9 protein-coding genes and 6 tRNA genes are annotated in these 11,398 nt (G+C 41.7%); 5 read left to right on the forward strand and 10 right to left on the reverse strand.

All coding sequences use genetic code 11. The annotated features are described in order from the left end of the window. Positions 1-152: 152 nt before the first annotated feature. The gene (locus OQE68_RS02150) at positions 153-584 is read left to right on the forward strand and encodes a phasin family protein (RefSeq protein ID WP_180569722.1); all 432 of its coding nucleotides are present in this window, start codon (positions 153-155) and stop codon (positions 582-584) included. A 62-nt stretch (positions 585-646) separates the two neighbouring features. Here OQE68_RS02150 and OQE68_RS02155 read toward each other — a convergent pair whose 3' ends face one another. After that, a complete protein-coding gene (locus OQE68_RS02155; protein WP_180569723.1) occupies positions 647-1,549 on the reverse strand; it encodes a TIGR01777 family oxidoreductase in 903 nt (300 codons plus the stop codon). Positions 1,550-1,709: 160 nt separating this feature from the next. Here OQE68_RS02155 and OQE68_RS02160 point away from each other — a divergent pair, with 160 nt between their 5' ends. The 4 genes from OQE68_RS02160 to OQE68_RS02175 all read left to right on the forward strand — a co-directional run bounded on the left by OQE68_RS02160 (position 1,710) and on the right by OQE68_RS02175 (position 7,034). After that, positions 1,710-3,485, forward strand: coding sequence for an acyl-CoA dehydrogenase C-terminal domain-containing protein (locus tag OQE68_RS02160; RefSeq protein ID WP_255490957.1), 1,776 nt, complete (start codon positions 1,710-1,712; stop codon positions 3,483-3,485). Further along, on the forward strand, positions 3,475-4,926 hold the full coding sequence (gene phrB / locus OQE68_RS02165; protein ID WP_180569724.1) for a deoxyribodipyrimidine photo-lyase: 1,452 nt from the start codon (positions 3,475-3,477) through the stop codon (positions 4,924-4,926). Before OQE68_RS02160 ends, phrB begins: the two co-directional genes overlap by 11 nt. Positions 4,927-5,094: 168 nt before the next feature. After that, entirely contained in the window at positions 5,095-6,054 is a 960-nt protein-coding gene (locus OQE68_RS02170) for a YbgA family protein (protein WP_180569725.1), read from the forward strand. 59 nt (positions 6,055-6,113) lie between these two features. Further along, positions 6,114-7,034, forward strand: coding sequence for a MerR family transcriptional regulator (locus OQE68_RS02175; protein ID WP_180569726.1), 921 nt, complete (start codon positions 6,114-6,116; stop codon positions 7,032-7,034). A gap of 31 nt (positions 7,035-7,065) precedes the next feature. Here OQE68_RS02175 and OQE68_RS02180 read toward each other — a convergent pair whose 3' ends face one another. The 9 genes from OQE68_RS02180 to gltX all read right to left on the reverse strand — a co-directional run bounded on the left by OQE68_RS02180 (position 7,066) and on the right by gltX (position 10,880). Continuing rightward, on the reverse strand, positions 7,066-7,812 hold the full coding sequence (locus OQE68_RS02180; RefSeq protein ID WP_180569727.1) for an SDR family NAD(P)-dependent oxidoreductase: 747 nt from the start codon (positions 7,810-7,812) through the stop codon (positions 7,066-7,068). Positions 7,813-7,919: 107 nt separating this feature from the next. Then, entirely contained in the window at positions 7,920-8,171 is a 252-nt protein-coding gene (locus OQE68_RS02185) for a SemiSWEET transporter (RefSeq protein WP_180569728.1), read from the reverse strand. Positions 8,172-8,500: 329 nt separating this feature from the next. Beyond that, positions 8,501-8,576: transfer RNA gene (locus OQE68_RS02190), tRNA-Glu, on the reverse strand. 56 nt (positions 8,577-8,632) lie between these two features. Then, positions 8,633-8,708 (reverse strand) — tRNA-Gly (locus tag OQE68_RS02195). 46 nt (positions 8,709-8,754) lie between these two features. After that, positions 8,755-8,830, reverse strand: a tRNA-Glu gene (locus OQE68_RS02200). A gap of 57 nt (positions 8,831-8,887) precedes the next feature. After that, positions 8,888-8,963, reverse strand: a tRNA-Gly gene (locus OQE68_RS02205). A gap of 46 nt (positions 8,964-9,009) precedes the next feature. After that, positions 9,010-9,085 (reverse strand) — tRNA-Glu (locus OQE68_RS02210). A 13-nt stretch (positions 9,086-9,098) separates the two neighbouring features. Then, positions 9,099-9,174: transfer RNA gene (locus tag OQE68_RS02215), tRNA-Ala, on the reverse strand. 227 nt (positions 9,175-9,401) lie between these two features. Further along, a complete protein-coding gene (gene gltX / locus OQE68_RS02220) occupies positions 9,402-10,880 on the reverse strand; it encodes a glutamate--tRNA ligase (RefSeq protein ID WP_180571545.1) in 1,479 nt (492 codons plus the stop codon). Positions 10,881-11,398 lie beyond the last annotated feature (518 nt).

Raw genomic sequence — 11,398 nt, forward strand, 5'->3', positions numbered from 1 at the left:
TGACAGTGTTAAGTGTCAGTTTAATGAAGTCACTGAAAGATTCCTAGCTTTTTATTCAGTAGCCCAACTAATACTAGACTAAAATAATAGTACTTAAATGAGTGACTACTGCCACTTAACTTTAATATATTCTTAATCAGTTGGTCTGTTGTATGGAACTTGTCAAAGATAATGGCCTCACATTGGGCCCACTCAAAAATGCAGCTCATAAGATCTGGCTGGCCGGTTTAGGTGCATTTGTTCAGCTAGAAAAAGCTGGTCAAGAAAGTCATCGCTTATTTGATCATTTAGTTGAAGAAGGAGAAAAGTTAGAAAAGCGCCTTCACGAGCAACAAGATAAAGCAAGCCAAGATAAATCGGCACAATCTGTACCAGACTCATTATCGAGTAAGCACGAACACACCAAAAATACAGCCAATCAAGAACCAGATATTCGCACCCTATTAAATCAACTCTCTACAGAGCTTACTCATTTAACGGCTATTGTCAAAGAGCTGCAAAATGACCAACAAACCGCAGAGCAAAGCAAACCACGCTCGGCTTCTTCTCATTCATCCAATCATAAAAGAAAAAGTCGTCACTAACTAAGAGTGGCCATATCTCTAATACAGAGAGCCTAATAACAACTCAAGTATAAAATACAGTTTTACCTTGGCAAAATAGCAGCCAAGGTAGCTTGCAACTCTGCAAACTGAAATTCAAATCCAGCTTTCACTAATCGATCAGGCACCACTCGTTGTCCTTTGAGTAATAAATCTGCCGCTTCACTTAACATTAGTTTTAACATAAAAGCAGGGACTGGAAATATCGCGGGGCGCTTTAGCTGATCTGCTAACGCTTTACTAAATTGGGCATTTGACACAGGATTTGGACTGGTAATATTAAATGGGCCTGATAACTCGTCATGATTTATAAGAAAATCAATAGCATTGAGTAAATCTTCCAAGTAAACCCAAGACATCGTTTGCTCACCTGTGCTGATTCGTCCACCTAAACCCAGTCGAAACGGCAGCAACATTTTTTGTAGTGCACCGCCTCCCTGCCCTAGTACTACTCCAAAACGCATCAAACATACGCGAATACCTAATGGTTCAGCTGTTTTTGCCGTTTGTTCCCAGTCTTTACAAAGTGTTGCAGCAAAATCATCAGCAGCCGGGCAATTCTCATCAATCGACTTATCAGCTCGGTGATACCCATAAAAGCCAATGGCGGATGCATTGAGTAATGCTTTTGGTGGAGTGGCTAACTGCTTTAAAAAATTAATCAAATGCTCAGTTAAATCAATTCGACTTGCTCTTAATTGTCGTTTTCTCTCACCAGTCCAACGTTTATCAACAATCGGTTCACCAGCCAGATTAATCACAACATCAAAGTCAGCAGCTTGCTCTAACTGGTCAAATTGACTAATACAAACCACTTGGTTATTCCAATAATCTGTCCACTGTCCTGGCCTTCGAGTCAGCACAGTGAGTTGATGATTACTCTTAAGCCACCGTTTAACTAGTGCTTGCCCAATAAACCCGGTTCCGCCTGTCATTAAAAGTTTCATTGCTTCTGCTAAGTTGCCCTAATAATGTATGGTCTACAGCCTGTAACTTAGTATGGCACGCTAAGCCCCCCGATGAGCAACACTATTACCAAGTAAGTTATACAAGCTCAAAAAATTCTTATACAATAATAATAATTAGTACAACTTAAGGATAACCCTGATGACTTTGCATTACCAAGCCCCCCTACAAGATATTGAGTTTGTACTATATGAATTGCTGGGTGGCGCCAAATTAAACCAGTTACCTCGATTTACAGAGGTAACCCCTAATCTTGTTATGGCCATAATCAGCGAAGGGGGTAAACTCTGTGAGCAAGAACTCTTCCCTTGTTATGCCGAAGGAGATCGGGTTGGCTGCCTCTATGACCCAAGCGATCAAAGTGTTAAAACACCCCCTGGTTTTAGGCAAGCCTATCAGCGCTATGTAACCGCTGGCTGGAACGGTGTAACCCTTGATGAAGCTTATGGTGGCCAAGCTCTGCCCCACTTAGTTGGTTTTGTGATGGAGGAGCTTTCCTGTGCGACTAACTTGGCCTTTAGTGCCTACCCAGGCTTAACTGGAGGCGCAATTAATTGTATCAGCGCCCACGCCAGTGAAACATTAAAGCAACAATATCTACCGCCAATGGCTGAAGGTAAATGGTCTGGCACCATGTGCTTGACTGAGCCACAATGTGGCACTGACTTAGGGTTAATCAAAACCAAAGCCATTCCCTTTAATAATAACGACCAGTTTCGTATTACCGGCACTAAAATCTGGATCACCTCTGGAGAACATGATTTAACCGATAATATTATCCATCTGGTGCTTGCCAAACTGCCAGATGCGCCTGAAGGCACCAAAGGTATTTCATTATTTCTGGTACCCAAATTATTACCCGACGGCAGCCGTAATGGGGTTTCTTGTGGTGGGGTGGAACATAAAATGGGACTGAATGGCTCCGCCACCTGTGTAATGAATTTTGAAGATGCTGTTGGCTGGTTAGTCGGCCCACCAAATGGCGGCTTGCGTTGCATGTTTACCATGATGAATAACGCACGACTGATGGTGGGTTTACAAGGGTTAGGGCTTGCTGAAACCGCTTATCAAACCGCACTCACCTTTGCCAAAGAACGCTTGCAAAGTCGAGCAGTCACCGGCGCCAAGTTTCCTGAATTACCTGCCGATCCAATTATTGTCCACCCAGATGTACGACGTATGCTGTTAAGACAAAAAGTCATCAATGAAGGCAATCGTGCCTTAGCCTACTGGGTGGGCGCAGAAATTGATATCAGCGAATATCATCCAGATAAAGCAGAGCGTCAACAAGCCGATGATTTTATCCAGCTGATGACACCAGTGGTAAAAGCTTTTTTAACCGATGAAGGTAGCTACTGCTGTAACCTTGCTTTACAGACGTTGGGGGGAGCTGGTTACACTAAAGACTGGGGGATTGAACAACTCGTCCGCGATGTCAGAATAACCCGTATTTATGAAGGTACTAACGGTATTCAAGCTTTAGATTTAGTCAGCAGAAAGCTTCCTCTTCATCAAGGGCGTTTGTTTGCTGTATTATTAACCAAAATAAATCTATTAATTAAACCCTATACTGATAGCCCTCACTTAACTCAACAGCAACAAGCAATTAATCTGCTTAAAGAAACAACCCAATGGTTAGCCATCAATGGCAGTAAAGACCCAGAACAAGCTGTTGCCGTGGCTACTCCTTATTTAAGGCTAGTTGCTCTAGTGTGTTTAGGTGCCCTATGGCTAAAAATGGCAGCACTGGCTGATCAACAATTACAACAAGACGCCTCTCAAAAAAACTTTTATCAGGCCAAAATAAAATCTGCCCACTTCTTTTTTAGTAAAATTTTACCGGAAATTGAATTCCTTAGTACTGATATTCAGTCCGGTAAAACCAGTTTAATGGATTTTGAGTTAGATGAGTTCTAGTACCTATTTAATGTGGTTTCGCAGTGACCTAAGAATTAGCGACAATACTGCCTTATACGAAGCTTGTAATAACGGCCAAGTCATTGCTGTTTATTTACTATTTCCTGAACAATGGCAACAACATGATGACTCACCAAACAAAATCAAGTTTCAGCTTGCCCAGCTAGAAGACTTAAAACAAGCACTTAACGAACTCAATATTCCATTATTGATCAAGAAATTTCATCACTTTAATGAAGCCGCAGAATTTCTGTTAAGTACAGCGAAACAATACCAATGCAGCGGTTTATTTTTTAATGAAGAATACGGGGTTAATGAAATCAATCGAGACCGGCAAGTTCATCAGGCTTTTCATCAAGCACAACTAACTTGTCAAAGCTTTACCGATCAGTTGCTATTTACCCCTGGTACTATAAAAAATCAGTCGGGTAATTTTTATAAAGTTTTTACCCAGTTTAAACGCAAGCTATATGAAAAATTATCGGTGGTTAATCGATTACCCCTTCCTACCCCAGCCAAACAAAAAAAACTCAATATAAAACTAACTCAAGACAGTCTTGCTCTAGATTATTGCAATAAAGCCATTACCAAACTCTTTGATCATTGGCCCATAGGAGAAACAACAGCACAACAACGGTTACAGTTATTTATCAACGACAAAATAGTAGCTTATCAGGAAAACCGCGACTTCCCTGCTCAACCCGCTACTAGTCAGCTTTCCCCCTATTTAACGGCAGGGATTATTTCGATTCGACAATGCTTACATGTAGCACGCAGCGCCAATTTAGGAGAATTCGCTTCAGGCAAGTCTGGAATTACTTGTTGGATAAATGAGCTTATCTGGCGAGAGTTTTATAAGCATATTCTAGTTGGATTTCCTCAAGTATCTAAACACCAGCCTTTTTTAGCGGAAACTCAACTTATTCCCTGGTCTAATGACAGTGATCTGCTAAAAGCTTGGCAGCAAGGCAAAACTGGATTTCCAATCGTCGATGCAGCCATGCGACAACTGGTAGCAACTGGTTGGATGCATAATCGATTGAGAATGATCGTCGCCATGTTTTTAACCAAGGATTTGATGCTAGATTGGCGGCTAGGCGAAAAGTTTTTTATGCAACATTTGGTAGATGGTGATTTAGCTGCTAATAATGGTGGTTGGCAATGGTCAGCATCGACAGGCACGGATGCTGCTCCTTACTTTCGAATATTTAACCCCACTAACCAATCTAAAAAATTTGACCCTCAAGGGCAATTTATCAAACAGTTTGTTCCTGAGTTACAACAGGTACCCATTAAATATATTCATCAACCCCAAGATTATTTACAGCAAAACCAGCTACACAACACCTACCCAATCCCAATCGTAGACCATAGCCAAGCAAGAGAAAGAGTACTTTCAGCCTTTAAACAGTTAAAAGAAGCAAAGTCCTATCTACAATAGCTGATCAACATTGTACAACGCAGTGAAAACTCACCTCATCAATAACTTATTGTTTTTTAATGATAAGTTAAAAATTCATGGGGGTATGAGTAGAGTCTACTTTACAATCTTATACAATAATACTATTTTGTATAATATAACTCTATTAATTACCATGGAGTATGCACAATGAGTCCACACCAAGCAAAGCCTCACATTGGTATCAGTGCTTGTTTACTAGGCCAGGAAGTCAGGTTCAATGGAGGCCACAAGCACTCAAAATATTGTACCCAGCAGCTAGCAGAGCATTTTCAATTTGAGCCTGTTTGCCCAGAAGTGGGGATCGGTTTGGGAATACCCCGAGAACCCATTAGGCTGGTTGGCGACATTACAAACCCACGTGCTGTAAAAACTCACCACCCAGAAGAGGATGTTACAGCAGCTTTGGTTGAGTTTTCTCAACACAAGGTGCAACAGTTAGCTCACTTAAGCGGCTACATCTTAATGCAGAAATCTCCAAGCTGTGGCATGGAACGGGTTAAAGTTTATGCTAGCAATGGCTATGCTCTACCAGGTGGCGGTGTTGGGGTATTTGCTAAAGCATTAATGAAAGCCTATCCCCTGTTACCCGTTGAAGAAGAAGGCCGATTGCACGACCCAGTGATTAGAGAAAACTTTATCAACCGTGTTTTCGCTTATCATGAATGGCAAACAACTGTCGTCCCACATCTTTCCAAGCAAGCTATCATTCAATTTCATAGCCGCTACAAATATTTATTGATGGCCCATCAACAAAAAGAATACCGGTCACTGGGCCGTATAGTGGCGCAAATAGCCCACAAACCACTAAAACAAATAGCCGACACTTATATTACAGCTTTTATGAAAATCCTTTCAGTAAAAGCCTCGCGTAAAAACCATTGTAACGTCTTACAACATATTTTGGGCTTTTTGAAAAAAAATGCTTCAGCCAAAACTAAACAGCAAATTCTTGAGTCAATTGAGTCCTATCGCTCTGGCATACTACCTTTGATAGTACCTGTCACTCTCATTAACCATTATGTAGAACAATATGGAAATGACTATATTAGGCTACAAACATACCTGCACCCTCACCCTCCATCACTTGGGCTAAGGAATCAGCTATAAGCAGATACCCATGTTATTATTATTTGGTTTGAACAAATAAATGACTGTTTATCGTAATTATGACAATTGAAAATACCGACACTCCACAATTAATACCTATTAGGGAAGTTTCTAAACTAACAGGGGTTAATGCTGTTACGCTACGAGCCTGGGAGCGGCGTTACGGGTTAATTAAGCCCCATCGAACAGCTAAAGGACACCGCCTTTATTCAAACGAGCACATTACGCTCATTAAGCAAATTGTTGAATGGATAAATCGTGGTGTAGCAGTTAGCAAAGTTAAAGGGTTACTCGAAAAACAAACCACCCAACCTGCCACCATTGAAACACCATCGACAGAATCAACCAACAATGAACAGTGGCTATCTTATCAAGAGCAAATTTCAACAGCTGTCCAGCACTTTAACGAAACAAAACTCGATGACCTGTGTAATCAGGCACTAGCTATTTACCCCATTAATACTGTCAGCAATTCATTGCTTTTACCCATATTAAAAGCGCTAGAAAAAACCTGGCAACATGAATATGGCAGCCAAGCAGAGCGAATTTTTTTCTATCAATACTTACGCAACAAGCTCAATATTAAACTATATCATGCCAATAAACAGGCAACTGGCGATAAACTCTTATTGATAGCCCCTCCTACAGAACCAACCGATATTTATTTGTTTTTTCCTGCTCTGTTAGCAGTTAGCTATAATTATCAAGTACAATTTTTTGGACCCGATTTACCAATCAACGAAATCAGTTATATAACGACCAAAGCTCACTTCGATAGTGTAATTCTCGTCAGTCACCACTCAATGAGTAGCCTTTTTAAACGAGAGATACCTCAGTTATTAAATAGTGTTCAATTACCCTTAGCCATCATTGGGGAAGCCAATATTATTCATGGTAAGCAATTCGACTCACTAGGTATTTTACACAGCACAACACTAAATAAAGATTTTCTTTCAACTCTTATTGATGGCCGAAAATAAACAGAAAAATCCTATCACCACAGACCAGTTTTCACTTTTTAACCATACGACCAGTGATTAAAAAAAACCAGCGATAAGGCAAGAAACGCAGAAGTTTTATCCAGATTACAAAACGCCACGGAAAGGCAATTTCAAATGTTTTAGCATTAATCTTTTTAATAATTTGCTGTGCAGCTTCCTCAGCAGAAATAATCGCAGGCATTCTAAAGCGATTTTTTGCGGTAATTTGGGTGTCGATAAAACCTGGGGTAATCAGTCGTACTCGACAGCCTAGTGCAGCTAATTCAGGTTGAATTGATTCGGCTAAACTAATCAACGCGGCTTTACTCATACCATAGCCACCGCTTTTTGGTAACCCCCTATAACCCGCCAGACTAGTCGTAATAAACAGCTGCTCTGGAATTAAATCAGATTGCGCTAAAATAGTAGCTAATGGATTCAAAACTACATCAATATTAGTATGAGCAATATCTCGCCATTTACGTTGCTCAAAAGGAACAACCGAGGCAGGCTCATATATCGCTGCATTAAGAAACACCCAGTCAACTTTACCATATCGCTGGTTAATTGTTTGCCATACTTGCTGGCAAGCGCCTTCATCAGTGGCATCAAGCTGAATAGTAAACAGTTGTTCGCTAATATTATGCCGTTCTGCCAACTGTTCCAGCTTTGCTGTATTTCGAGCAGATACCACAACACAGTAACTTGCCAATGCTAGTTGAATAGCTAGCTCGCGGCCAATCCCTGTACTTCCCCCAACAATCCATATGGTTTTCATTATTGATAAAGGCTCGGTTTATTTTTAAGCATCACTGCTAGTAGATTTATGCGTAAACTCTGGTAATCGTCTTAAAGAAGCTATGTCTTTAATTTGTACATTGACTACTAGCCATGCTTTAACTTCAACACGAGTACAATAGAAGAAAGTATCAGTGTAATAACATTAGCAATGATCATTGGCCAGTTGCCCAGCATAATCCCATATACTAACCATAGCGCTACACCAAATACAAAAATACAGTACATGAAGACTGAAATGCCCGCAGTATCTCGGTGCTTAATAATATGCAATACCTGAGGTAAAAAGGCTAATGTTGTACAAAATGCAGCAAAATAACCTATCAGTGCATCATTCATAACTAAAAATCCAACACCTATTAAGAAGACTAACCACTTCGCTTAGTTAGCACCAAAACCCGCACTATATGGCTTATACACCAGATACACAGTTATATCAGGCATATAACGACAAATAAGCATACAAATACAGCAAAGTTGCTGCCAACAAACCAAGTAGTTACTTATCACTAAGTTAATAGTAAACGCAAAAAACCGCCTATTCGAAGCGGTAATAAAATTCAATTATGAGGGTCTTTTTAGGGTTCACCTTCTATTAGTAACAGCTATTAGTAAAAACTAACACAGGTGATTTTTATTTTGCTGATGTTAATGACTGGCAGTAAAAGTGGCGTCCCCTAGGGGACTCGAACCCCTGTTACCGCCGTGAAAGGGCGGTGTCCTAGGCCACTAGACGAAGGGGACTACATAAAAACCTTCGTTAATGAATAACGTTGCCAACTGATGCTGGCATTTTAAATTGGAGCGGGAAACGAGACTCGAACTCGCGACCCCAACCTTGGCAAGGTTGTGCTCTACCAACTGAGCTATTCCCGCAAACGTTAAAGTGATCTATTAGTCTAGTATCACTTTAACTTAATAGTGGCGTCCCCTAGGGGACTCGAACCCCTGTTACCGCCGTGAAAGGGCGGTGTCCTAGGCCACTAGACGAAGGGGACTGCATAAAAGCCTTCGCTAAGGATCAAAAAAGCCGACATCTGTCGACTTTCAAAATTTGGAGCGGGAAACGAGACTCGAACTCGCGACCCCAACCTTGGCAAGGTTGTGCTCTACCAACTGAGCTATTCCCGCAAACATTAAAGTGATCTATCAGTTTAGCATCACTTTAACTCAATAGTGGCGTCCCCTAGGGGACTCGAACCCCTGTTACCGCCGTGAAAGGGCGGTGTCCTAGGCCACTAGACGAAGGGGACGCATTTTAAAACTTGGTGGAGCCAGGCGGGATCGAACCGCCGACCTCTACAATGCCATTGTAGCGCTCTCCCAGCTGAGCTATGGCCCCAAGCTTTGCGTCGCCTTATGTAAGGCTGTGTAATATACACCTGCTTTACATCTAGGCTTTCACTTTTCAATTCTTCATTTCAGTACTTTCGCGCTTGGCTCAGCCCCGAAATGTGGTGCGCATTCTATGTAGCAATGTCTTTTGTGTCAAGCATTTATCTACAAAATCTTTAGGGCTAGGGATGATTAACCCAAGGCTGGTTTCAACCAGACTTGGGTTTAGTCACACTAGTTAAACTGACGAAACTCCTTCTCCCAGCGTTTCGCTTCTTTCTTCGACATACCACCCAATACTTCTGCTCCATAGCGTAATCTGGCGCGGGAGAGATCTGGCCCGAGTAATGCCATTGCATCCAATACCGACACTGACGAGCCTGAGCCGGTAATCGCGACAAAGATTGGGAACAGAAACTCTTTAAACTTCACCTCCATATTGTTGGCTAACTGGCTCAGTGCCTGATAAATGACATCCTTATCCCAATCTTGCAGCTGTTCCACAGTCCAAGTCGTAAACTGTAGTATTTTTCGGCAGCTATCTAAGTCTAATTTCTTATGACTAAAATCAGCCTCGCCAATTTTCAGCATGCCGGCTAAAAAGAAACCCGCCAGTGGTAGTGCATCAGAAAAAGTTTCAACTCGGCTTTGGATTAACGGAATAATTGGCTTTAAGTAGCTTTCATTAACAGCCCACTGCTGCATCCGCCCTGCAAACTCATCAGCCGTTAAATTACGCAACCACTGACCATTCAACCAGCTGAGTTTTTCCTGGTCAAAAATCGGCCCACCCAGTGACACTCGCTGTATATCAAAGTACTCGATCATTTCCTGTAAAGAGAACTGCTCTCTTTCATCAGGCATCGACCAGCCCATCCGCCCCAAATAATTTAACAGCGCCTCTGGCATAAAACCCATGCGCTCATAATAGTTAATACTGGTGGGGTTTTTCCGCTTACTTAATTTGCTTTTATCTGGGTTGCGTAACAGTGGCATATGACACAGCTGCGGCATTTGCCAATCAAAATACTGATACAACAACTGATGTTTAGGTGCCGAGTTAATCCACTCTTCACCGCGAATTACATGGGTAATAGCCATTAAATGATCATCCACCACATTAGCCAAGTGATAGGTAGGCATACCATCTTGTTTCAGCAAGATCTGCATATCCACCTGGGACCATTCAATTTCGATTTTGCCCCGCAGCATATCATCAACAACGCAAACACCTTCTGCCGGCACTTTCATCCGAATCACACGAGGCTCACCAGCCGCCAGACGCCGTTGTACTTCTTCTTCAGGTAGGGCTAAGCCACGCCCATCATACTTAGGGGTTTCTTTGCGGGCTATTTGCTCTTTACGCATTTCATCCAGTTCTTCTGGCGTAGCAAAGCAGTAAAAGGCATCGCCCTGTTTGACTAACTGTTCGGCATACTGACGATAAATACCCCCCCGCTCACTTTGCCGGTAAGGACCAAACTCGCCACCCACATCTGGACCTTCATCCCACTCTAACCCCAACCACTTTAATGACTCCAAAATCATCCGTTCAGATGCATCAGTACTCCGAGCCTGGTCAGTATCTTCAATACGTAAAATAAACTGACCACCGTGTTGACGTGCAAAACACAGATTAAATAAGGCTATGTAAGCAGTGCCCACATGGGGATCACCCGTCGGTGAAGGCGCAATTCTTGTGCGAACAGTCATAAGTATTTTCTAAATAAGTGTTGGTTTATGTCTAAGGTAGTGAATTATACGAGCAGTTAGGTGATATCACTAGCCCCTAAAACTAACGAACATGGGCACCTGTTATTCCAGATCAGACATTAGACTTATTTCCAAAACCCTTTTGTGACAGGAAATATTGACAGTACTTTTACTTATTAGTTAGCCTGTAGACTATTTTACAACCACACCTCACAAGGGAAGTGGTTGAGTAAAATAAGCCAAAACAAACAATTAAACAAAAAATAAAAGAATGCCCAACAATCTACCGATTTACCGCATTCTGAGTATGCAAAACAAAGCGGATGTTGCGGCTACTAAACCCAATGTGAAGGGTATAATAAGATAACAACTATGATGCAGTGATCCTGCATATGAGGATAATAACAATGTGCTACTTAACAAGTACCTGCTTTAGATTCACTTTCCCCCTTCCCGTTCAACACAAAATAGACGCAAACCAAGCTGTCTCCTATCGAATCGATTTATTCAACCCTTAA

Source organism: Spartinivicinus marinus, from assembly GCF_026309355.1.
Classification (GTDB): domain Bacteria; phylum Pseudomonadota; class Gammaproteobacteria; order Pseudomonadales; family Zooshikellaceae; genus Spartinivicinus; species Spartinivicinus marinus.